This is a genomic window from Ruegeria sp. CDSA193 (assembly GCF_059611885.1).
The window spans coordinates 118,658-139,299 of the sequence record NZ_JBXWPN010000009.1; the positions used below are offsets into that span (position 1 = coordinate 118,658).

The following is a 20,642-nucleotide window of genomic DNA, read 5'->3' on the forward strand; positions in this document are numbered from 1 at the left end:
CGGGCTGATCACGCCTATGCTGACTCAGAAAAAATATCTTTAAAAACAATAGAGTAAAGTGCGGCAATTCGGGCTGCCAACGCCGTTGACTCTGCGCTCTCCGCCCCTTAGCACCGTGCCCAAGACTGTACGAGGGAAACGCCCGTGACTGATGATGACCAAAAGCAGCGTATGGCGCAGCTTGAGGCTAAGATCACGGCGGCGAAAAAGGCCAAGTCAAAGCCTGAGGCCCGTGCGGACGCCGATTATTCGGGAGGCGAGCTTGCCTGGCGGATGGTCATCGAAATGGTATCCGGTCTGGGGATCGGATTTGGCATCGGATACGGGCTGGACAGCCTGTTCGGGACAATCCCGATCTTCCTGGTGCTGTTCACATTGCTGGGTCTGGTCGCCGGGGTAAAGGTTATGCTCCGCAGCGCACAACAGGCGCAAGAGAAACAGATGGCCGACAAGGCCGACGAAGACGAGAGGGACTGAACGTGGCAACCGAGACCACCGCAGCAGAAGGCAGCAGCCTGGTTTTCCATCCGATGGATCAGTTCATCGTCAAACCGCTTTTTGGCGACGGTGCGATTGCTTGGTACACGCCCACTAACGTCACTCTGTGGCTGTTTTTTGCAATTCTCGCCGTGATCGGCCTGCTGGTGCTCAGCACGTCCAAGCGCGCCATTGTCCCGACGCGCATGCAGTCGGTGGCCGAACTGGCCTATGGCTTTATCTACAAGATGCTTGAAGACATCTGCGGCAAGGATGGCGTCAAATACTTCCCTTATGTCATGACCCTGTTCATGTTCATCGTGACCGCGAACTTCCTGGGTCTGATCCCGACCTCGTTCACAACCACATCGCATTTCGCCGTGACCATCCCACTGGCGCTGGCCGTGTTCCTGACTGTGACCATTCTGGGTTTTGTCAAGAACGGCGCCGGGTTCCTGGGCCTGTTCTGGGTCTCCAGCGCGCCGCTGGCGCTGCGCCCGATCCTGGCGATCATCGAGCTGATCTCGTATTTCGTGCGCCCGGTCAGCCACTCTATTCGTCTTGCCGGTAACGTCATGGCAGGCCACGCGGTTATCAAGGTTTTCGCAGGCTTCGCCGCGATTGCCGTGATCTCGCCTGTGTCCGTTCTGGCGATCACCGCAATGTACGGTCTTGAGGTCCTGGTGGCCTTTATCCAGGCCTACGTATTCACCATTCTGACCTGTGTATATCTGAAGGATGCACTGCATCCGTCGCACTAAGGTCCGATACCCAAACATCGAAACTTCCAATTCGTAAGGAGAAACATCATGGAAGGCGATCTCGCACACATCGGCGCAGGCCTGGCAGCAATCGGTTCCGGCGCAGCCGCAATCGGGGTGGGCAACGTAGCAGGCAACTTCCTGGCTGGCGCTCTGCGCAACCCTTCGGCGGCTGCTTCGCAGACCGCAACCCTGTTCATCGGTATCGCATTTGCAGAAGCCCTGGGGATCTTTGCATTCCTAGTTTCGCTGCTGCTGATGTTCGCCGTCTAATCTGCGGAACCTGATCCTTACGCGCAGGTGGGCCCAAGCCATAGCGGCCCGCCTGTTGTAAAGACAACGTTCCGACGGAGGACATCATGGCGACAGAACCCGTATACGAAGAGGTGGCTGGCACCTGCGTTGACTCTCATGGGTCGGCGATTGGTATGCCTCAGCTTTGCTTCGATTGGTTCCCCAACCAGATTTTCTGGCTGGTCATCACGCTGGTCGTCATCTTTCTGGTCCTGTCCCGCGTGGCTCTGCCCCGCATCGCGGCAATCCTGGCGGAACGTCAGGGGACCATTACAAATGACCTGGCTGCGGCCGAAGATCTAAAGGCCAAAGCGGTCGAGGCTGAAGAGGCCTATAACAAGGCGCTGGCCGATGCCCGTTCTGAGGCACAGCGTATCGCTGCCGAAGCACGCGCCGAAATCCAGTCTGGTCTGGATGACGCGATTGCCAAGGCAGATGCTGAAATCGCTGCAAAAGCGGCTGAATCGGAAAAGGCTATTGCCGACATCCGTGCAGGTGCGCTGGAAAGCATTCAAATCGTTGCCAAGGATACGGCAGTAGAACTGGTTACCGCTCTGGGTGGCGAGGCTGATGCCAAAACCATCAACGGTGCGGTTGACGCGCAGACAAAAGGATAAGTGACATGCGGAACACTCTTGCCCTTATCCTGACATTTGTTGCCGCCAGCCCCGCGCTGGCCGCAAGTGGCCCGTTTTTCTCGCTTGGCAACACCGACTTTGTGGTTCTGCTGGGCTTCATCGTTTTCATCGCAGTCCTGTTCTACTTCAAGGTCCCGGGCATGATCGGTGGAGCGCTGGATAAGCGTGCCGAAGGCATCAAGTCCGAACTGGACGAAGCTCGCGCCCTGCATGAAGAAGCGCGCAGCCTGCTTGCCTCGTACGAGCGCAAGCAACGCGAGGTTCAGGGTCAGGCGGATGCCATCGTGGCCGCCGCAAAGGAAGATGCGGTTCTGGCAGCTGAGCAAGCCAAGGTCGATCTGGAGAAATCCATCGCGCGCCGTCTGGCGACCGCGCAGGATCAGATCGCTTCGGCTGAAGCGTCGGCTGTCAAGGAAGTCCGCGATCAGGCCATCACCGTTGCTATTTCTGCAGCCAATGCTGTGCTGGCCAAGCAGATGACCGCCGCGCAGGCCAACAAGCTGATCGACGCATCCATTGTGGATGTGAACGAAAAGCTTCACTAAGACAATTCCGGCCCGGCAGCACATCTGCCGGGTCCGGACATTGGGCTGCGAATATCGCACCCCGCTTCCCGAATTGACCGGGGACCGATTGTCTGCGTTACATATTCGGAAACACTCCAACCAATTTTGCGCCCGTGCGACGGCATTTGCCGAAACCGGACTGGATAAGAGCCCTTTATGACCGAATTGCCGACGATCAGTGTCGTTATTCCCAACCTGAACTGCGTCGATTTCATCGAACGGACAATCCTCTCTGTGCTTGAGCAGGAATATCCCAAGCTGGACCTGATCCTGTCGGACGGGGGCAGCACTGATGGTTCGATGGAGGTGGTCGAAAAGTACCGCGATGCGTTTTCACATATCATCTCGGGCCCGGATACCGGGCAGGCCAACGCTGTAAACAAAGGCTTTGCAGTGGCCACGGGCGACGTAATGGGTTGGATCAATTCGGACGATGTTCTTATTCCCGGCGGCCTTGCCACGGTAGGATCGCTGTTTGCGTTGAACAAAAACATGAATTGGATGACCGGGCGGGTCACGTGCATTGACGAAGAAGACAATGTCCTGACTGTACGGCGCCCAAAGCCCGTTTCACGGGTAAGACTGCTTGCCGGGGACTATCAGTGGGTTCAGCAGGAATCGACCTATTGGCGGCGTGACCTTTGGGATCAGGTCGGGGGCCAACTAAACGAGAACCTCAAGCTTGCCGTCGACGGAGAGCTATGGCTGCGGTTTTCGCGACATACCGATTTGGTGCCCGTGCATGCTCAGGTCGGGGCTTTCCGGTTCCGCAAGGGCCAGCGGTCCGAAGCGGCTGAGGCTTACCATTCGGAAATGCTTCAGGCGATTGAAGTCGAGCGTCAGGCGCAGAGCCGGTCGGATGACCTGATCGGGGCGATATTGGACACGCCGTTGGAATTGCGCTCTCGGACCGAAGCTGAAGGGTTGTTTCCGTCGCTGTCCAGTCAGGACCCGAAGGCAATGAAACGGCCAAATTTGTGGGTTCACAGTCTTAAGCGGCGGCTGAACGGAATTTAACCCTCAAGGCCCTGCTGTTTCTTGCGCCTGCTGGTCCACCACACATAGGCCGCCAGGAGAGTGATTGCGATTTCGATCTTGAAGGTCCAATGGCTTAGAAAAGATAAAATCCAATGAGAATGCGTGGCCTGAACAACCACCAGCGGGTGGGTGAATTCAAAAATTGGCCAAGCCCATGCCACTTCGCCAATGATCGAATCCAAGGTCATATGCACCAGACCCCCGGCGCCGAAGGCTGCTGTAATGAGACCTGCGCGCGGGAATCTTAGCCGCAGCAGCAGGCCGAGCGTCAGGATGCCGAGCCAGAGCAGAGGGCGGTGTGTGAGGTATTCGTGATGGTGGTGGCTGCGATTGTCTACGAAATAGAACCACAGCAAATCGATATCCGGGGCGATGGAACCAATCATCGCAGCGGCAAACGCAGCTTTATCCAATCCGGGCGTCGCAGTGCGAAAGACCAGATACGCACCAGGTAGGTGCCCAATGAACATCAGTGCTGCCCTGTCTCATGGTCCAGGCGCTGCTGCGCAATGGCTTCGTTCCGCAGGGCTTTCTGGTGGTCTTCCATGCAGATGCGAACAAAGCCCAGATGCTCCTGGACTGCAACGCGCGCAGCCTCAGGGTCGCGTGCCTGCAGCGCTGAATTGATTTCCCGGTGTTGATCCAGAATGGCGTCTCGCGTCGTACGCTGCCGGAACATCATCTGCCGATTGTAGAAGACACCCTGTCGTAGCAGGTCGAACATCGACCGCATCATATGCAGCATGACCACGTTGTGACTGGCCTCAATGATGGCCATGTGGAACTGCGCATCCAGATGGGCCTCTTCCTCGGCCGCATTGCGGGCATGGGCGGCTTCCATCTTGTCAAAGATCGCCTGTACGACTTTCAGGTCGCTTTCCGACCCCAGTCTTGCCGCGCGTTCTGCTGCAAGCCCTTCCATGTCCCGGCGGAAGGACAGATAGTCGAAAACCGCCTCGTCATGGCTGCTGAACAACCGGATCAGAGCCGGTGAAAAAGCCGAGCCTAAGACTTCGGCAACATAGATTCCTGACCCCGCCTTGGCTGTCAGCAAACCCTGATGCTGAAGATCAGAAATCGCTTCGCGCAGTGAGGGGCGTGAAACGCCCAGACGGTCGGCCAGTTCCCGTTCTGCAGGCAAACGTTCTCCGGGGCGCAGGATCCCGCGCAGAATCAGCAACTCGATTTGTTTGACCACCGCAATGGACAGCTTTTCAGTTTGGATCTTTTGGAAGGGCATGGCGGCGCGTTTTCGAAATTGGTCAATTCATATGACCACGTATCCGGGCCTGGTTCAAGCAGGGGGTGGAGTTGAATTTAGGTCAGCAATATTGACATTATAAAATTTGCACCTAGGGTGGGTCGCAACAGGGCAGGAGGAGGCCAAGGATGACCCAGAATCTGTTTGCAACGCGGGCGTCCCGGATGAAAGCATCGGAAATCCGCGAGTTGTTGAAACTTCTTGATAAGCCGGGCATCATCTCCTTCGCGGGCGGCATCCCAGACCCAAACTTGTTTCCCACCGAGGCCTTTGCCCAAGCGTGTCAGGCCGCTTTGAGTGCTGGGCCGCAGGCGCTGCAATATTCAGTCAGCGAGGGCTATGTTCCATTGCGCGAATGGCTTGTGCAGCATATGCGCGAGATCGGCGTCGATTGTAGTGCCGATAACATCCTGATCACCTCGGGATCGCAACAGGCCTTGGATTATCTGGGCAAGCTCTATTTGTCGCCGGGGGATACTGCGTTGATCGGCTGGCCGACCTATCTGGGGGCGATCAACGCCTTTGATGCCTACGAGCCCCGGTTCGACCGTCTTATGCTTAATGGCAATAGAGGTGCCTCCGAATATTCCGAAGCCGCAGGCGAGGGCGCGGTCAAATTCGCTTATCTGTCGCCTGATTTCGCAAATCCAACCGGTGAGACCGTTGACCTGCGTGGTCGAGAATACCTGCTGGATCTTGCCGATGATCTGAATATAGCGGTGATCGAGGACGGCGCCTATCAGGCTCTGCGCTATGAAGGAGATGCCATCCCTCCGGTTTTGGCGTTAGAACAGGCGCGAAAAGGGTCGATCGAGGCCTGCCGTACGATCTATTGCGGTAGCTTCTCGAAAACGCTGTCTCCCGGTTTGCGCGTTGGCTGGGTGGTGGCCGCCAAGCCCATTATCTCGCAACTGGTATTGGTCAAGCAGGCGGCGGATTTGCATTCGCCCACGTTGAACCAGATGGCGGTTGAGCAGGTAGCTCGCGCGCATTTTGACACGCACATCCCGCTTTTGCGCCAGACCTATGGTGCCAGGCGCGATGCTATGCTGGAGGCGCTGCAACAGAACATGCCCGATGGTGTTCAGTGGACGCATCCGCAGGGCGGCATGTTCATCTGGGTGACTCTGCCTACTGGTATGAACGGGGCAGACCTGCTGGCCCGTGCGCTCGACACAGTGAAACTGGCCTTTGTACCGGGTCGGGCCTTTTTCGCAGATGGCTCGGGCGCCAATACGATCCGGTTGAGTTTCTCGAACTCGGATGAGGATACGATCCGCGAAGGTATTCGCCGCTTGGGAATAGTACTTAGGGCCTGAGCGAAGGAAAGGTTCTGTTAACCAGTTTTGGCAATGATGCGGATATGATCCGGATTTTGTCTCTTCTGATGCTGGCTGCATGTTCGGCCGGGCCCCCCCACTTTCGCGATGTTCATGCGACGCGTATCGCTGTGAATGGCAGCGTATTTGATGTTCGCTTGCGCGGAGACCTGGCTGAAGCCGTTCGGGTCAATTCGCAATACGCTCCGCGTCTTGGCCCGATCCGCGAACGAGCGGCCATGGCGATGGCTCAGGTCTCGGGATGCCCGATACTGGATGTCCTGGGCGACGCGGCCGTGACCGTTGGCGTTTTGGGTTGTGACCGCGCCATGGGCAAGCGGTTGCTGCTGACGGCGGTTTCAGTCCCGAATTACGAATGCATTGATACCGGGCTGTTTCAAGACCTTGGTGACGGCGACGGCTATCAGGTCTTTGAGTGTACAGCCTACTGAATCGCGCTTTTTCTTGCGGATTTAGGCAAGATGTTGTGGATAAGTGGGCCATATATCCCATATCCTGCGCGACTCCGTTGACTCAACCCCAATCCGTTGCGCAGACTTCGAAGGTATAGGAATCACGGGACCCATTGCCTTTGCGCTTTAGCAAACTCAAACTCACCGGCTTCAAAAGCTTTGTTGATCCGACCGATCTGATTATCGCGGATGGGTTGACCGGTGTTGTGGGCCCTAATGGTTGTGGCAAATCCAATCTGCTGGAAGCTCTGCGTTGGGTGATGGGGGAAAACCGACCCAAATCCATGCGCGGTGGCGCGATGGAAGATGTGATTTTCGCCGGGGCCGCCACGCGGCCGGCCCGCAATTTTGCCGAAGTTGTGCTGACCATGGACAACTCCGAGCGGCTCGCGCCCTCGGGTTTCAATGACAGCGACCAGCTTGAGATTGTCCGCCGCATCACCCGAGATGTCGGCAGCGCCTATAAGACCAATGGCAAGGATGTGCGGGCGCGTGATGTGCAGATGTTGTTCGCCGACGCGTCAACGGGTGCACATTCTCCGGCGCTGGTCGGACAGAACCGCATTGCCGAACTGATTAACGCCAAACCCCGCTCTCGCCGCCGCATTCTGGAAGAGGCGGCCGGAATTTCGGGCCTCTATCAGCGCCGACACGAGGCCGAGTTGAAGCTGAAGGGTACCGAGGCCAACCTGACCCGTGTGGATGACGTGCTGGAACAACTGGGCGGACAGCTGGCGCAGCTGGCCCGTCAGGCGCGTCAGGCCGCCCGCTATCGCGAAATCGGAGAGCAGCTGCGCCAAGCCGAAGGCATGTTGCTCTATCGTCGCTGGAAAGAGGCCGACATGGCCCGCCAGCAGGCCGAGGAAAAGCTGCGCGAACGCCTGACCGAGGCGTCGCGCGCCGAAGCTGATGCACGCTCTGCCGTCGCAAGTCGGGCGGAAATCGAAGAAACCCTGCCACCCCTGCGCGAAGAAGAGGCAATTGCCGCCGCCGTCCTGCAGCGCCAACAGGTGCAGCGGGATCAGTTGTCGGATCAGGAAACCCGCGCCCGTCAGACGATTGAGACATTGACCAATCGCATTCAGCAGCTTGGCAACGATATCGAGCGCGAGGCCGGGCTGAACCGCGATGCGGGGCAGATGATCGAACGGCTGGAATGGGAAGCTCGTGAATTGGCCAAGGCTGCCGATGGCCACGACGAAAAAGTCGCCGAGGCCGCCGAGGTCGCGCGCGAAGCGGCCTCTGTCCTGCAAGACCGCGAAGACCACTTGTCACAAGAGACTGAGGATATGGCGCGTCTGGTTGCGCGCCACCAGTCCGGCCAGCGATTGGTCGACGACAGCCGCAAAACGCTGGCCAGGTCGGAAGGTGAAGAGGAAAAGGCCCGCGCAGCGGTGGATGAGGCGAAAACAGCCCTGACCCGCGCCGCTGAGGCATTTGAGGCCGCGCAAGAGGGTGAAGAAGAGGCTCGCGAGGCCTCTGAAGCCGCCGAAGAGGCACTGGCCGCCGCTGACGAGTTACGCAATGAAACCCAGGGCCGCGAGGCCGAGGCCCGCGCGAAAAGATCCGAGGCCGAAGGTGAACTGGGCGCAATCCGCGCCGAGACCACAGCGCTGGCCAAGCTGGTTGAACGCGATACCGCTGAGGGCGGGCAGGTGCTCGACATGCTGCGCGTGGAACCGGGCTATGAAAAGGCGTTAGGTGCCGCGCTTGCTGATGATCTGAGGGCGCCGTTGGTCGAGGGCGACGGGCCATCAGGCTGGGTTCCGGTTGCGGGCTATGATGCCGATCAATCGCTGCCCAATGGGGCCGAGCCGCTGGCCTTGCATGTATCCGGCCCTGATCGCCTCAGCCGCCGGATCGCGCAGATTGGTTTGGTCGACGCGGATCAGGGCGCGCGGTTGCAGGCATCGTTGAAGCCGGGCCAAAGGTTGGTGTCGCGTTCGGGCGATCTGTGGCGGTGGGACGGATTCCGTGCCTGGGCCGAGGATGCGCCAAGTGCGGCCGCCCTGCGGCTTGAACAGCTCAACAAACTTGAGGCACTGAAACAGGAACTGGCCCGGACTGAGGCGCAAGCCGACGGGGCCCGCGCAGCGCACGAGACGCTGTCGCAACAACTGGCCGACGTGACCGAGGCTGACCGCCGCGCCCGCGAGGCACGCCGCGCCGCCGATCAGCGCATGGCTGAAACCGCGCGTCTGCTCAGCAGGGCCGAGGCCGATCGCAATCTGGCGCAGGGCAGGCTGGAAACGCTGGCGCTTGCCGTTGATCGCCACAAAGAGGATGCGATGTCCGCCCGTGCCCAACTGCGCGAGGCCGAGGGCGCCTTAACCGGTCTGGGCAATCTCGACAATGCCCGCGCGCAGGTCGAAGACATCAAACAGACGGTCGAGGCGGCGCGGATCACGATGCTGACTCACCGCTCGTCCCATGACGAGCTGCGCCGCGAGGGCGAGGCCCGTACCCGCCGTACACAAGAGGTCACCAAGGACCTCAGCGGTTGGCGGCACCGCCTGGACAGCGCCGAAAAGCGGATCTCGGAACTGGCCGAGCGCAAGGAAAGTTCCGAGGAAGAGCTATCCGAAGCGATGGCTGCTCCGGGCGAAATCGCCGAGGCGCGTGAAGAGTTGAACGAATTGATCGAAACTGCCGAAGCCCGCCGGGCCGAAGCCGCCGACAAGCTGGCTGCCGCCGAGTCCCGCCAGCGAGAGATTGTGCTGGCTGAGCGCGAAGCGGAACGTTTGGCTTCGGAAGCGCGCGAAAGCCGCGCCGCTGCTGAGGCGCGCTGTGATGCCGCCAAAGAGGCCGTATCGGCAGCGGCCGAGCGTATCGCTGAGGATCAACAGCTAACCCCGAACCAGTTGCTGAATCAGCTGGATGTGAATCCCGACCAGATGCCGGCTGCCGATGCTCTTGAGGCCGAGGTCAACCGCCACAAACGCCAGCGAGATGCGATGGGCGCGGTAAACCTGCGTGCCGAAGAGGACAGCAAAGAGGTTCAGGAAGAATTCGACACGCTGAACGGCGAAAAGGCCGATCTCGAAGAGGCGATCAAAGCGCTGCGCAGCGGCATCTCCAGCCTCAACCGCGAAGGACGCGAACGGCTACTGACCGCGTTTGAACAGGTGAATTCGAACTTCGCCATGTTGTTCAAGCATCTCTTTGGCGGTGGCGAGGCCAATCTGGTCATGGTCGAAAGCGACGACCCGCTGGATGCCGGCCTTGAAATCATGTGCCAGCCGCCGGGCAAGAAATTGTCGACGCTCAGCCTGCTTTCGGGTGGTGAACAGACCCTGACCGCGACGGCCCTGATCTTTGGCGTCTTTCTGGCGAACCCGGCTCCGATCTGTGTTCTGGACGAGGTCGATGCTCCGCTGGATGATGCCAACGTGACCCGGTTCTGCGACCTTCTGGACGAGATGTGCCGCCAGACCGACACACGGTTCCTGATCATTACCCACCACGCGGTGACCATGGCGCGGATGGATCGCCTGTTCGGCGTCACCATGCAAGAACAGGGTGTCAGCCAGCTGGTCTCGGTTGATCTGAAGAAAGCCGAACAGATGGTCGCCTGACCTCTCACTGCAACGTTATGAGCGGTTTCGTAAGAATTGGGTTAGGCTGCTGCCATGACCCGTTTCCTGATCATCGCCCTACTGACTGCTACCCCTTTAGGGGCCGCGGAATGGACGACCAAGCCCGATGACGTCCCTCTGACCCAACAAGAGTTGACGGCGCTGGCGGGTCGGACGCTGACCTTTTATGATGACGGGCAGTCGCGATACTCGGCTGGCGGGGCCTATTCCTATACCTATGCCAGCGGAGAATCCGCGTTCGGAACCTATTCCATCGCGGAGGATGGCAGTATCTGCGTGCAATACAGAAACGGGTTCGGTCGATGTGATCTTTATGTCCTGAGTGCTGGACGCCTGATCCTGATCACGGAAAAGGGAGAGCGTTTCCCGGTACGGCCCGAGTGACATTCAAGAAACCGCGGCAACTATTAAAATTGATCTGAATATGTGGGTTTTTGGTGGTCATTTAATCGTAATATTTCAAAATTAGATGGGGATCAGGGGCGAATTCTCACCCCGCGTTGTTGTAAGTTCCCGTATCAACAACGGATCAAAAGAGGCGGGTCGATGTGCAGATTTCTGGCTTGGGCGGGTGCGAAACGGTTTCTGGACGAACTTGTTATGGACCAGGAACAGTCGCTGGTGCATCAAAGCAGAAACGCCCTGATTGGCAAAACGCCGATCAACGCGGATGGTTTTGGGTTGGCCTGGTATTCCGGGCGCGAAACGCCGTGTTTTTACAAAGACACCAACCCGGCTTGGTCGGATGCCAACCTGAAACAGTTGACCCATCACACGAAATCGCACCTGTTCCTGGCGCATGTACGTGCCTCAACAGGGACTGCCACGTCGCGGAACAACTGCCATCCCTTTGGCTGTGGTAAGTGGAGCTTTATGCATAACGGGCAGGCCGGTGGCCATGACCGTATCCGCCAACAGCTTGACGGGATGATACCTGGCCACCTGTACGATCATCGCCTTGGCGCAACTGAAAGCGAGGCGATTTTTCTGATTGCCCATGGCGAAGGGTTGGACGCCGAACCCATCGCCGCGATGGAGCGTGCGGTGCACCGTGTCGAGGTGCTTGCCCGCGCCAAAGGAAGCCTACCCCATATGCGCTTTGCCGCCTGCTGGTCCGATGGAGATCGCCTGTTTGCTGCGCGCTATGCCTCGGACCGTTTCGCACCCAGCCTGCATTACAGGCCCTGCGATGATGGGATCATTATCGCGTCTGAGCCGCTGGATGCGAAGAATGGCGATTGGGCCGAGATCCCGGCAAATACCGCCATCGAAACACGCGGCGATAGGCTGCAGATGCATGTGTTTGAGCCGAACGGGCGATCTTTGGACGCCGAAGTCGCCTAGATCGCCGTATCGAAGAGCGACTAGAGCCGGTTCAACAACTCAGCCGTTGGCCAGGCATCCGCAGGCAGGCCTAGTCGTGCTTGCTCTGACTGTACAGCCGCGCGGGTCCCTGCGCCCAGAATCCCGTCGATCTTGCCCACATTATGGCCGCGCGCCTGCAGCTTGCTTTGCAGCTGCTTCATCTGTGCACCCGATAAGCCTTGGGCCGCGTTGCCCGCGTCATAGACCTGTGCCCCTTCAAGCCGGGTGCCGAAATAGGCTGCGGTCAGCACATAGACAAAGCTCTGGTTCCATTCGAAATACACATCAAAATTTGGATAGGCCAGAAAGGCAGGCCCGTTATGCCCTTGCGGTAGGATCAGCGAGGCGGGCAGGTTGGTGAGGGACCCGTTGCGTGCCTGAACGCCCATCGCCTGCCAGTCAGAAACCGAACGCGGTTTGCCCGGGCCCGATAGCGACCAATCCATCCGTGCGGGTACGGTGACCTCTTGCAGCCAAGGCTGCCCCGGTTGCCAGCCCAGATGCGACAGCATCTTGGCGCCCGACATAAGCGCATCGGGCGCAGAGGTCTTTAGCGAAACCTTGCCGTCACCATCGCCATCGACCCCGTTTTCCAGAATGTCTCGGGGCAGCATCTGCACCATTCCAATCTCGCCAGCCCAAGCACCTGACGTGCGGGCCGGGTCGAAATTTCCCCGGCTGTACAGCTCAATCGCAGCGAACACCTGAGGCCGGAACAATTCTGGACGACGGCAATCATGCGCCAGCGTCACCAGCGCGTTGCGGGTGTTGAAATCCCCCTGAAACGCCCCGTAATCCGTTTCGAACGCCCAAAATGCCAACAGCACCCCGCGCGAGACACCATATTGTTGCTCGATCCGGTCAAACACCGCGTCGTATTTGCGCGACATGGCCTGACCCCGGTCGATCCGGTTTTGAGAAATCAGGTGTCGCGAAAAATCAATGAACGTTTTCTGGAACACGCCCTGTGCCCGGTCGGCTTTCAATACCGCGTTGTCTTGTTGCACACCTTTGAAGAAGGCATTGACGGTGGATTTGTCAAAGCCTTGCTGAACGGCCTCGGCCTTCAACCCCTTCACGAAGGAATTGAAACCCCCGCCACATTGGGCAAGCGCAGGTGAAGCAAACAAGGCGGCGGCAACAAGGCCGGAAAGAAAACGCATGGACAGGTCCGTCAGATTATGAAGCTGACCCCAACCCACACTGACACGAGGCCAAGCGCAAGCCCCCATATCCTCCAAAGCATGTCACATGCGCGGAAAACCTCTGGCGCGCCGATGTCGCGTGGGGCCTCGCCGTTGACCCAGGCCAGATCACGGAGCTTTCCGTCATAACTGCGCGGCCCGGCAAGGGCCACGCTCAGCGCGCGTGCCATTGCCGCCTCGGGCCAGCCAGCGTTGGGAGAGATATGGCGGCGCGCATCGCCCACCATCTGCTCCCATTTCGCCCATTGGTTTGACAAGATGACGATCAACAGAAAGGTCAGTCGTGCCGGAACCAGGTTCAGGACATCGTCCAACCGCGCAGCTGCCCATCCGAAATCACGGTATTTATCCGTGCGATAGCCGACCATGCTGTCGGCGGTATTGATCGCCTTGTAAACCAGAAGCCCTGGCAGGCCACCCACCAGAAACCAGAAGGCCGGCGCGATGACTCCGTCGCTGAGGTTTTCAGCCGCGCTCTCGATCGCGGATCGGGCGACCTGTGCTTCGGTCATGTCCTTGGTGTCGCGTGACACGATCATGGCGACCTTCGCGCGCCCATCGACCAGCGAGGTCTGCAAACCCTCGCCAACAGCGCGAACATGTTCCACCAGCGATTTTTGTGCCAACAGCACAGCGCAGATGATGGTGCCGATGATCGGGCCAAGCAAAGACAGAAGCCCCCCAAGCCCAGCGGCACCTGCGACCAGCAGCGCGGCAACAGCTATGCCCTTAAGGCGACGGTACGAGCCATGGTTCAGGCGGTCGTCAAGCCACCCGATGAGTTTACCAATCATAACGGCGGGGTGCCGGATGCGCGACCACAGCCAATCCGGCTCGCCCAGTGCCGCATCCAGACACATGGCGCAGACCAAGATAAACGCGGTGCTCACAGGGCCGCCTCAAGCCGCGCCCAGCCATCTGCCGGTGGCAGGCCAAGGCGCAGATAGGTTTGCGAATAGGGGAATACACGACTCCAGATATGTGCGCGGGCCAGACGGTCTTGCCAGGCACTGGCGTCGTCGACCTGATAGAGCCGGAACAGGCTGGTGCCGCCGATCAGCTGCGCGCCTTTCTGCGTTACCATCCGATCCATCCGGGCGGCATCGGCCGCCAAAAGCAGGCGGGTCTCGTCAGCCCAGGCCGTGTCGCGCAACGCTTGCTCTCCGATCCGCAAGGCGGGACCTGAGACCGCCCAAGGCCCGGTTAGATCGTTCAAACGTGCGATCAGATCGGGGCGTGCGATGGCAAATCCCAGCCGTACCCCCGCCAGCCCCCAGAACTTGCCAAAGCTTTTTAGCACGATAACACCGGGCCGGTCGGCAAGATGGATCAGCGAGGCATCGGGCGCGACGTCGCAAAAGCTCTCGTCGATAATCGTCAGGGGGGCATCCACATCGCCCACGCTCCAGATGCGCCCATCTGGGTTGTTAGGGTGCACGATCACGCGCGCCTCAACTGGGCCCGAGTTCTGTAGCGTCCAGCCCTGCGCGGCAAAGGCGGCGGCATGTTCGTTATAGGTCGGAGTGGTAATCTGAACCCGGCCGGTTGCAGCCAACGCAGGAATGCGGGCGATCAGAGCAGATGCGCCGGGTGCAGGCAGGATCTCTGCACCCTTGGGAACTGACCAGAAACTGCGGGCCGCATCGGCCAGCCGTTCAAATGCGCCATGGTCGGGCAATTCCATCCAATCCGATGGGGTGAGCCCGGCAACTTCGTATGGAACCGGATTGATTCCGGTGGACAGGTCGATCCAATCGGCTCGCTTACCGCCATAAACTGACATGGCCCCATCCAACCCACCGCCATGGTCCCGAGCGGCCCGCGGATTCAAATCTCTATTTTCGCGCGCCATCGGGCCCCTCGCCGGAATCACCAAATTTTGCCTGTTTCAAGCGGATTTCTGCCAGTTTTACAAGCAAATCCGCGTGATCAGGGGCGTGCTCCGGCTCGGTTAACACTTTGTTAATGAATTGGCGTGAACACAAACCTTAGGGGTCGGCACCACTCACCATATATGTGCCGAGGTTGTTGAGAATGAATGTATTGATTGTTGAGAGTAACCCCGATTTAGGTCGGGTTTGGAAAAGGCATCTTGAACGCCAGGGTGCCGAGGTCACGCTTGTGACCGGGCAAGAGGATGCGATCCTTGCCCTTTATGGTGCCGAATTTGAGATCATCGTGATGGATCTGGTGCTGGAAACCGGTAGCGCCTTGGCCGTGGCTGACTTTGCCAGCTATCGCAGGCCCGAGGCCCGGGTGATCTTCGTGACCAACACCACTTTCTTTTCGGATGGCTCGATCTTTGCCCATAGCCCGAATGCCTGCGCCTATGTGCAAAGCGGCACGCCGCCAGAGGATCTGGCGGCGATGGTTGAGCACTACGCGGCGGGACGCTGATCGCGCCCGTGGGGCTCCAGATAGTTCAGGATCGGGTTCGTCGGGATGATCCGGTGCGGGTTAATGCTCTCATGGCTGTAGTGATAGTGGCGCACGATATGGTTTAAGTTCACGGTCCGCGCGACACCCGGCCACTGGTACAGCTCGCGGGTATAGGCCCACAGGTTGGGATAGTCGATCAGACGCCGCCGGTTGCATTTGAAATGCAGATGATAGACCGGATCAAACCGGATCAGCGTGGTGAACAACCGCCAGTCGGCCTCGGTGATGCGGTCGCCCATCAGATAGCGGCTGGTGGACAGCCGGTCTTCGAGCCAGTCCAGAGTGTCAAAGAGCGGGCCAACGGCTGCGTCATATGCCGCCTGGCTGGTGGCAAAGCCGGATTTGTAGACCCCGTTATTGATGTCGGAATAGATGCGGGCATTGACCTGTTCGATTTCGTCGCGCATCGCCTCGGGCCAGTAATCATCGGTGTTCCCGGTGATCCCGTCAAAGGCCGAGTTGAACATCCGGATGATTTCCGAGCTTTCGTTCGAGACGATGGTTTCCTGTTCCTTGTCCCACAGGATCGGAACGGTTACGCGCCCCGAATAGGTCGGGTCAGCCTTGGTATAGATTTGGTGGGCATAGTCCATTCCGTACAGTACGTCGCCCGCCGCCCCGTGTTCGTCGGTTGCAAATGTCCATCCCTTGTTCAGCATGTCGGGGTGTACGACCGAAACCGGGATCAGATCGGACAGCTCTTTCAGTTCGCGGAATATCAGTGTCCTGTGGGCCCAGGGGCAGGCATGGCTGACATAAAGATGGTACCGGTCAGGTTCGGCTTTGAAGCCGCCCGTGCCGGAGGGTCCGGCGCTACCATCAGCGGTCAACCAGTTGCGAAATTGCGCCGCGCTACGCTTGAAGGCGCCGCCTGTGGATTTGGTATCATACCATGTGTCGTGCCATTTGCCGTCGACCAATAGGCCCATGCTTGGATCCTCCGTAATGCGGTTTCCCGGAACATACGCTTTGAAGGGGACCGATCCTATGCGAGCCGCCGCGCATTGTGCCTGCGTTTTCGCACAGGTTGGAATGGGATTTCCGTGCAACAGGTTTGGATTCGAGCGCGTTGAGTGATCGGCTTCACTGGATTTTTACAGTCTACGTTCCAAAATAGAGTCCGCTGCGGGGGAGTTTTGATATGAGTACCTATGTTTCCAAAGAAATCAGCGCCGAATTGGATGCTGCGCGAATCGCGAGTCTGAAGAAGACCAGCCGACTTCGTGTCGAATTGGGTGACAATACCTACAAAATTCTCCGATTGTGGAAGGATGGCTTCACCGTAGAGGCCGCGACCACGCCTCGATTGCGCGGTTTGGTCGATATCTACGATGGCGCGCGTCACTTATATCAATGCCTGATCATTGCCGATGAATGTGAGGCAGGCGAAATGCGCTATGAATTCAAGCGCAGCACGGCCGCCTCTGACAAAGCCCCATTGGATTTCTATCGATCTCCGGACGCGCCCATCGCGCTGCTTGGAAACAAGGACTAGGCATTTGCCCATCGGGTCTGCCGATGGGCATCCCGCTATTGCAGATCGGAAAACGCGTGTTTCAGCCGTTTGCTGGCCTCTTCGACACGCCCGCGTTGCGTCGCAAGATTGAACCGCTCGAATGTCTCTCCGCCCGCACCAAAGCCGGGGCCGGGCGAGGTGGCGATTTTTGCATCCTCGCGCAGACGCCGGGTAAATTCTGCGTGGTCCATTCCGGTGCCCGAGAAATCAATCCAAGCCAGATAGGTTGCCTGTAAGGGCATTGACCACAGGCCAGGGATTTCTGCGATTGCAGCGTCAAAGATTTTTCGGTTGCTATCAAGATGGGCGATCTGTTCATCCACCCAAGCGGCCCCTTCAGGCGAATAAGCAGCGGTGATCATTGCGACTCCCAATGCGCTGGGGTCATAGTCCAGTGTCTGGATTCGGTGACGCATCGCAGCGCGCAGGTCCGGGTCGGGGATGATCATATTCCCCGTCCGTTGACCGGCGATGTTGAAAGTCTTGGACGCTGCCGTCAGTGTCACGGTCCAGGGCCGCGCATCCGGCGCGGCGACATCCATCGGAACAAAGGTCGTGCCGGGATAGACCAGATCGTGGTGAATCTCGTCCGAAACCAGAATAAGGCTGTTCCGTTCCGCAAATGCCGCGACTGCGCGCAATTCCTCTGGCGTCCAGACCCGACCCGAGGGGTTCTGAGGCGAGCACCACAAAAGCATCTTCTCGGTTCCGTCCAGCCGCGACTGCGCGTCTTCCAGATCAAGGCCATAGCCGTCGCCGTCGCGCATCAGGGGGCATTCCACCACGCGCCGGCCCGACTTGTTCACCTTATGTGCAAACTCATGGTAGACGGGTGTAAAGATGACCACTCCGTCGCCCGGACTGGTCCAGACATCGAGGCAGAGCGCAATCGCATTTCCCAGACCCTGCGACGTCAGAATCCAATCAGAATCGATCTCCCACCCGTGGCGGTTCTTCATCCACCATTGGACGGAATTCAGGTAGTCCGGGTGCATCCAGGAATATCCGAAAACACCGTGATCCGCCGCGTTACGCACAGCGTCAATCACACAAGGCGCCGTAGAATAGTCGGAATCGGCTGTCCACATTGCCAGACTGTCATCCGGCGAAAGGCCATACAGCTTTTCAAGCTTGTCCCATTTCGAACTGTTAGTGCCGCGGCGGTCGATCAGGTCGTTGAATGTCATATCTGCTCCATCTGTCCGGATGAAAGCTAGCCGCAAATTCGGCAGGTGCAAGGGGGGCGTTGCGGCTTAGGGCGTGATGGCCTAAATCAACCTCATGAAACGCAATATACTGATCCATCCCGACCCCCGCCTGAAAAAGATCTGCTCTCCCGTAGTGGATCTGACGGACGAATTGCGCCAGCTGGCTGATGACATGCTTGAGACGATGTATGATGCGCCTGGTATCGGGCTGGCAGCGCCTCAGATTGGGATGCTGGACCGGCTGATCGTTATGGACTGTGTCAAGGAAGAGGGCGAGGCTCAACGCCCGCTGATTATGTTCAACCCCGAAGTGGTCGCGTCGTCGGACGAGACGAATGTCTATGAAGAAGGTTGTCTTTCGATCCCTGAACAATTCGCCGAAGTCACACGCCCAAAGGTCGTGGACGTGGCTTGGATCGATCGTGATGGTAACGCGCAGCGGGAAACATTCGATGGCCTTTGGGCAACCTGTGTCCAGCATGAGATTGACCACCTGAACGGGAAGCTGTTCATCGACTATCTCAAGCCAATGAAACGCCAGATGATCACCCGAAAAATGCAAAAGCTGAAACGCGAGCAGGCGCGCGAATGACTATTCGTACCTGCCTGCCATGGCCTGATAAGCGTCTGCGGACCAAAGCCGAAGATATCACCGAAATTACTGACGAGGTTCGTGCCATCTGGGATGACATGATCGACACGATGGAGGCGATGCCCGGCGTCGGCCTTGCCGCACCGCAGATCGGCGTGATGCTGCGGCTGGCGGTGGTCGATGGCTCGACCGAGCGGGGGCGGGCCGTGCGGCTGGCAAACCCTGAGATCCTGCACAGATCGGTCGAGTTGCGCGAGCATGAAGAAGCCAGCCCAAACTTGCTTGGCGTGTCGGCCAAGGTGAAACGTCCCCGGGCTGTGACGGTAAAGTTTCTCAACGAAAAAGGCATCATCGACCGCCGTGACTTTGTCGGGATCGAAGCCACCAGCGTGCAGCACCAGATCGACCATCTTAACGGGCGGATGTATTTCGACAGGCTCAGCAAGGTCAAACGCGACATTCTGCTGCGCAAAGCTAAAAAGCTGGGGTAGGCATGCGGCTGATCTTTATGGGGACACCCGATTTCTCGGTTCCGGTGCTGGACGCGCTGATTGATGCGGGGCATGAGGTTGCCGCCGTCTACTGCCAGCCTCCGCGCCCAGCGGGCAGAGGCAAAAAGGATCGTCCAACCCCCGTTCATGCTCGGGCCGAGGCATTGGGACTGACTGTTCGGCATCCGGTCTCATTGAAATCAGCGGAAGAACAGGACGCCTTTGCCGCGTTGAATGCGGATGTGGCTGTCGTCGTGGCCTATGGCCTGTTGTTGCCACAACCGATTCTGGATGCGCCTACGCAGGGATGTCTGAACATTCATGCAAGCCTGTTGCCGCGCTGGCGGGGGGCTGCGCCGATCCATCGGGCGATCATGGCGGGTGATGCGCAAACCGGTATTTGCATCATGCAGATGGAGGCTGGTCTGGATACCGGGCCAGTCCTGTTGCGGCGGGCCACCGACATTGGTGCGCAGGAGACCACAGGGCAGTTGCATGACCGGCTGTCTGAAATGGGCGCTTCTCTGATCGTCGAGGCACTGTCCAAACTGCCGAACCTGACGCCCGAGCCTCAACCCGACGACGGCGTGACCTATGCCGCCAAGATCGACAAGGCTGAGGCGCGTGTTGACTGGGCCAGACCCGCGGTCGAAATTGACCGTCAGATCCGTGGCCTGTCCCCTTTTCCCGGCGCCTGGACCGAGATTAATGGCGAGCGGATCAAGCTGCTTGGTTCCAAATTGGCCGAGGGGCAGGGTGTTGCAGGAGAGGTTCTTGACGACCAACTGAAGGTTGCCTGTGACGATGACGCGATTAAGCTGCTGCGCTTGCAACGGGCGGGTAAAGGGGCGCAGGATAGGGAAACTTTTCTGCGGGGGTGGCCGATTGCCGTTGGTACCCGCCTGTCATCGGAGTAGGCCACCATGTTCATGATCCTGATGGGGACTGTCGTTATTGCTGGGATTGTCGGCTATCTGTCCGAGAAATCCGGCTTTACCCATAATGGCATTCTGCAGTCGATCATCATCTGCGTAGGCGGTGCATTCCTGTTCTATTTCGTGCGCATCATGTTTGGGATCAGCTTTGGCCCGCCCGGTCTGGATGCAGTGCTGTCCTCGATCGGGGCGCTGATCATCGTTCCGACCCATTGGAGGAAGTGACATGCCCGTCATCGCCCTGATCGTCATCGGCGCCGCTGCGGGATTTCTGGCCACCCGCCTGATGCGGATCGAGGCGGATATTCCCACCACCATGCTGATCGGTATCATTGGTGCCTTGGTTGGTGGGTTTCTTCTGCGGGCATTGGTCACGATGATGGGCTGGCTGTCCGGGTTTGTCGGCGCTGTGCTGGGGGCGCTTCTGGTGATCTGGTTCTGGCAGACCTATAAACGCCGCTAAGCCTT

The 20,642-nt window shown here is 58.7% G+C and carries 25 protein-coding genes; 18 read left to right on the forward strand and 7 right to left on the reverse strand.

All coding sequences use genetic code 11. The annotated features are described in order from the left end of the window. Window positions 1–144: 144 nt before the first annotated feature. From AC2FLG_RS16950 to AC2FLG_RS16975, 6 genes are all read left to right on the forward strand, one after another. Entirely contained in the window at window positions 145–477 is a 333-nt protein-coding gene (locus AC2FLG_RS16950; RefSeq protein ID WP_142639174.1) for an AtpZ/AtpI family protein, read from the forward strand. A gap of 2 nt (window positions 478–479) precedes the next feature. Beyond that, entirely contained in the window at window positions 480–1,238 is a 759-nt protein-coding gene (locus AC2FLG_RS16955; RefSeq protein WP_142639176.1) for a F0F1 ATP synthase subunit A, read from the forward strand. A gap of 48 nt (window positions 1,239–1,286) precedes the next feature. Next, on the forward strand, window positions 1,287–1,511 hold the full coding sequence (locus AC2FLG_RS16960) for a F0F1 ATP synthase subunit C (RefSeq protein WP_005981269.1): 225 nt from the start codon (window positions 1,287–1,289) through the stop codon (window positions 1,509–1,511). An 86-nt stretch (window positions 1,512–1,597) separates the two neighbouring features. Next, window positions 1,598–2,149, forward strand: a complete 552-nt coding sequence (locus AC2FLG_RS16965) for a F0F1 ATP synthase subunit B' (protein ID WP_271951428.1) — start codon at window positions 1,598–1,600, stop codon at window positions 2,147–2,149. A 5-nt stretch (window positions 2,150–2,154) separates the two neighbouring features. Continuing rightward, complete coding sequence (locus AC2FLG_RS16970) at window positions 2,155–2,715, forward strand: F0F1 ATP synthase subunit B (RefSeq protein ID WP_496690334.1); 561 nt, start codon at window positions 2,155–2,157, stop codon at window positions 2,713–2,715. A 177-nt stretch (window positions 2,716–2,892) separates the two neighbouring features. Beyond that, window positions 2,893–3,753 carry a glycosyltransferase family 2 protein gene (locus AC2FLG_RS16975; RefSeq protein ID WP_496690333.1) on the forward strand — a complete coding sequence of 287 codons (861 nt, stop codon included), beginning with the start codon at window positions 2,893–2,895 and terminating at the stop codon, window positions 3,751–3,753. On the opposite strand, the gene AC2FLG_RS16980 is transcribed toward AC2FLG_RS16975, so the two are convergent. Continuing rightward, window positions 3,750–4,244, reverse strand: a complete 495-nt coding sequence (locus AC2FLG_RS16980; RefSeq protein ID WP_496707200.1) for a metal-dependent hydrolase — start codon at window positions 4,242–4,244, stop codon at window positions 3,750–3,752. The genes AC2FLG_RS16975 and AC2FLG_RS16980 overlap by 4 nt on opposite strands. Continuing rightward, entirely contained in the window at window positions 4,244–5,014 is a 771-nt protein-coding gene (locus tag AC2FLG_RS16985; RefSeq protein WP_142639185.1) for an FCD domain-containing protein, read from the reverse strand. Before AC2FLG_RS16985 ends, AC2FLG_RS16980 begins: the two co-directional genes overlap by 1 nt. Window positions 5,015–5,163: 149 nt before the next feature. Between AC2FLG_RS16985 and AC2FLG_RS16990 the strand changes: the two genes are divergently transcribed. The 5 genes from AC2FLG_RS16990 (at window position 5,164) to AC2FLG_RS17010 (ending at window position 11,767) form a co-directional block, all read left to right on the forward strand. Next, window positions 5,164–6,354 (forward strand): aminotransferase-like domain-containing protein, encoded by a 1,191-nt coding sequence (locus AC2FLG_RS16990; RefSeq protein ID WP_496707202.1) that lies wholly within the window; start codon window positions 5,164–5,166, stop codon window positions 6,352–6,354. Window positions 6,355–6,398: 44 nt separating this feature from the next. Further along, complete coding sequence (locus AC2FLG_RS16995; protein ID WP_496707204.1) at window positions 6,399–6,806, forward strand: hypothetical protein; 408 nt, start codon at window positions 6,399–6,401, stop codon at window positions 6,804–6,806. A 140-nt stretch (window positions 6,807–6,946) separates the two neighbouring features. Continuing rightward, entirely contained in the window at window positions 6,947–10,402 is a 3,456-nt protein-coding gene (locus AC2FLG_RS17000) for a chromosome segregation SMC family protein (RefSeq protein WP_496707205.1), read from the forward strand. A gap of 54 nt (window positions 10,403–10,456) precedes the next feature. Then, window positions 10,457–10,807, forward strand: a complete 351-nt coding sequence (locus AC2FLG_RS17005; RefSeq protein ID WP_281973514.1) for a hypothetical protein — start codon at window positions 10,457–10,459, stop codon at window positions 10,805–10,807. A gap of 162 nt (window positions 10,808–10,969) precedes the next feature. Beyond that, window positions 10,970–11,767, forward strand: a complete 798-nt coding sequence (locus AC2FLG_RS17010) for a class II glutamine amidotransferase (RefSeq protein ID WP_142639195.1) — start codon at window positions 10,970–10,972, stop codon at window positions 11,765–11,767. Window positions 11,768–11,787: 20 nt separating this feature from the next. On the opposite strand, the gene AC2FLG_RS17015 is transcribed toward AC2FLG_RS17010, so the two are convergent. The 3 genes from AC2FLG_RS17015 to AC2FLG_RS17025 are packed head-to-tail and all read right to left on the reverse strand — an operon-like array spanning window position 11,788 to window position 14,845. Further along, on the reverse strand, window positions 11,788–12,951 hold the full coding sequence (locus AC2FLG_RS17015) for a lytic murein transglycosylase (protein WP_496707206.1): 1,164 nt from the start codon (window positions 12,949–12,951) through the stop codon (window positions 11,788–11,790). Between the two features lie 11 nt (window positions 12,952–12,962). Further along, window positions 12,963–13,883, reverse strand: coding sequence for an adenosylcobinamide-phosphate synthase CbiB (cbiB, locus tag AC2FLG_RS17020; protein ID WP_496707208.1), 921 nt, complete (start codon window positions 13,881–13,883; stop codon window positions 12,963–12,965). Beyond that, window positions 13,880–14,845, reverse strand: a complete 966-nt coding sequence (locus AC2FLG_RS17025; protein ID WP_496707211.1) for a threonine-phosphate decarboxylase — start codon at window positions 14,843–14,845, stop codon at window positions 13,880–13,882. The genes cbiB and AC2FLG_RS17025 overlap by 4 nt, the downstream gene beginning before the upstream one ends. Before the next feature lie 182 nt (window positions 14,846–15,027). Here AC2FLG_RS17025 and AC2FLG_RS17030 point away from each other — a divergent pair, with 182 nt between their 5' ends. Then, window positions 15,028–15,390 carry a response regulator transcription factor gene (locus AC2FLG_RS17030; protein WP_142639202.1) on the forward strand — a complete coding sequence of 121 codons (363 nt, stop codon included), beginning with the start codon at window positions 15,028–15,030 and terminating at the stop codon, window positions 15,388–15,390. Here the strand turns inward: AC2FLG_RS17030 and AC2FLG_RS17035 are convergent. Beyond that, the gene (locus tag AC2FLG_RS17035) at window positions 15,372–16,361 is read right to left on the reverse strand and encodes a glutathione S-transferase family protein (RefSeq protein WP_271951390.1); all 990 of its coding nucleotides are present in this window, start codon (window positions 16,359–16,361) and stop codon (window positions 15,372–15,374) included. The genes AC2FLG_RS17030 and AC2FLG_RS17035 overlap by 19 nt on opposite strands. A gap of 212 nt (window positions 16,362–16,573) precedes the next feature. On the opposite strand from AC2FLG_RS17035, the gene AC2FLG_RS17040 reads away from it, so the two are divergent. Then, window positions 16,574–16,927, forward strand: coding sequence for a hypothetical protein (locus AC2FLG_RS17040; RefSeq protein ID WP_142639206.1), 354 nt, complete (start codon window positions 16,574–16,576; stop codon window positions 16,925–16,927). 35 nt (window positions 16,928–16,962) lie between these two features. On the opposite strand, the gene AC2FLG_RS17045 is transcribed toward AC2FLG_RS17040, so the two are convergent. Next, a complete protein-coding gene (locus tag AC2FLG_RS17045) occupies window positions 16,963–18,135 on the reverse strand; it encodes a MalY/PatB family protein (RefSeq protein WP_496707213.1) in 1,173 nt (390 codons plus the stop codon). A 94-nt stretch (window positions 18,136–18,229) separates the two neighbouring features. On the opposite strand from AC2FLG_RS17045, the gene def (AC2FLG_RS17050) reads away from it, so the two are divergent. Genes def (AC2FLG_RS17050) through AC2FLG_RS17070 form a run of 5 tightly spaced genes read left to right on the forward strand, consistent with a single transcriptional unit; the run spans window position 18,230 to window position 20,637 of the window. Further along, window positions 18,230–18,748 carry a peptide deformylase gene (gene def / locus AC2FLG_RS17050; RefSeq protein ID WP_496692191.1) on the forward strand — a complete coding sequence of 173 codons (519 nt, stop codon included), beginning with the start codon at window positions 18,230–18,232 and terminating at the stop codon, window positions 18,746–18,748. After that, window positions 18,745–19,239, forward strand: a complete 495-nt coding sequence (gene def / locus AC2FLG_RS17055; protein WP_496703719.1) for a peptide deformylase — start codon at window positions 18,745–18,747, stop codon at window positions 19,237–19,239. Before def (AC2FLG_RS17050) ends, def (AC2FLG_RS17055) begins: the two co-directional genes overlap by 4 nt. A 2-nt stretch (window positions 19,240–19,241) precedes the next feature. Beyond that, entirely contained in the window at window positions 19,242–20,156 is a 915-nt protein-coding gene (fmt, locus tag AC2FLG_RS17060) for a methionyl-tRNA formyltransferase (RefSeq protein WP_496707216.1), read from the forward strand. Window positions 20,157–20,162: 6 nt separating this feature from the next. Next, window positions 20,163–20,399, forward strand: coding sequence for a hypothetical protein (locus tag AC2FLG_RS17065; protein ID WP_282022238.1), 237 nt, complete (start codon window positions 20,163–20,165; stop codon window positions 20,397–20,399). Between the two features lies 1 nt (window position 20,400). After that, on the forward strand, window positions 20,401–20,637 hold the full coding sequence (locus tag AC2FLG_RS17070; RefSeq protein ID WP_496707217.1) for a GlsB/YeaQ/YmgE family stress response membrane protein: 237 nt from the start codon (window positions 20,401–20,403) through the stop codon (window positions 20,635–20,637). The last annotated feature ends 5 nt before the right edge of the window (window positions 20,638–20,642 follow it).

Coding starts and splice junctions, on each gene's coding strand:
- AC2FLG_RS17035 (WP_271951390.1), bottom strand. CDS start 16,361: ATGGGCCTATTGGTCGACGGCAAATGGCACGACACATGGTATGATACC.
- AC2FLG_RS16995 (WP_496707204.1), top strand. CDS start 6,399: ATGATCCGGATTTTGTCTCTTCTGATGCTGGCTGCATGTTCGGCCGGG.
- AC2FLG_RS17005 (WP_281973514.1), top strand. CDS start 10,457: ATGACCCGTTTCCTGATCATCGCCCTACTGACTGCTACCCCTTTAGGG.
- AC2FLG_RS16990 (WP_496707202.1), top strand. CDS start 5,164: ATGACCCAGAATCTGTTTGCAACGCGGGCGTCCCGGATGAAAGCATCG.
- AC2FLG_RS16960 (WP_005981269.1), top strand. CDS start 1,287: ATGGAAGGCGATCTCGCACACATCGGCGCAGGCCTGGCAGCAATCGGT.
- AC2FLG_RS16985 (WP_142639185.1), bottom strand. CDS start 5,014: ATGCCCTTCCAAAAGATCCAAACTGAAAAGCTGTCCATTGCGGTGGTC.
- AC2FLG_RS16965 (WP_271951428.1), top strand. CDS start 1,598: ATGGCGACAGAACCCGTATACGAAGAGGTGGCTGGCACCTGCGTTGAC.
- AC2FLG_RS17010 (WP_142639195.1), top strand. CDS start 10,970: ATGTGCAGATTTCTGGCTTGGGCGGGTGCGAAACGGTTTCTGGACGAA.
- AC2FLG_RS17030 (WP_142639202.1), top strand. CDS start 15,028: ATGAATGTATTGATTGTTGAGAGTAACCCCGATTTAGGTCGGGTTTGG.
- AC2FLG_RS17015 (WP_496707206.1), bottom strand. CDS start 12,951: ATGCGTTTTCTTTCCGGCCTTGTTGCCGCCGCCTTGTTTGCTTCACCT.
- AC2FLG_RS16970 (WP_496690334.1), top strand. CDS start 2,155: ATGCGGAACACTCTTGCCCTTATCCTGACATTTGTTGCCGCCAGCCCC.
- AC2FLG_RS16980 (WP_496707200.1), bottom strand. CDS start 4,244: ATGTTCATTGGGCACCTACCTGGTGCGTATCTGGTCTTTCGCACTGCG.
- AC2FLG_RS17040 (WP_142639206.1), top strand. CDS start 16,574: ATGAGTACCTATGTTTCCAAAGAAATCAGCGCCGAATTGGATGCTGCG.
- fmt (WP_496707216.1), top strand. CDS start 19,242: ATGCGGCTGATCTTTATGGGGACACCCGATTTCTCGGTTCCGGTGCTG.
- def (WP_496692191.1), top strand. CDS start 18,230: ATGAAACGCAATATACTGATCCATCCCGACCCCCGCCTGAAAAAGATC.
- AC2FLG_RS17065 (WP_282022238.1), top strand. CDS start 20,163: ATGTTCATGATCCTGATGGGGACTGTCGTTATTGCTGGGATTGTCGGC.
- AC2FLG_RS17070 (WP_496707217.1), top strand. CDS start 20,401: ATGCCCGTCATCGCCCTGATCGTCATCGGCGCCGCTGCGGGATTTCTG.
- AC2FLG_RS17025 (WP_496707211.1), bottom strand. CDS start 14,845: ATGGCGCGCGAAAATAGAGATTTGAATCCGCGGGCCGCTCGGGACCAT.
- def (WP_496703719.1), top strand. CDS start 18,745: ATGACTATTCGTACCTGCCTGCCATGGCCTGATAAGCGTCTGCGGACC.
- AC2FLG_RS16975 (WP_496690333.1), top strand. CDS start 2,893: ATGACCGAATTGCCGACGATCAGTGTCGTTATTCCCAACCTGAACTGC.
- AC2FLG_RS17045 (WP_496707213.1), bottom strand. CDS start 18,135: ATGACATTCAACGACCTGATCGACCGCCGCGGCACTAACAGTTCGAAA.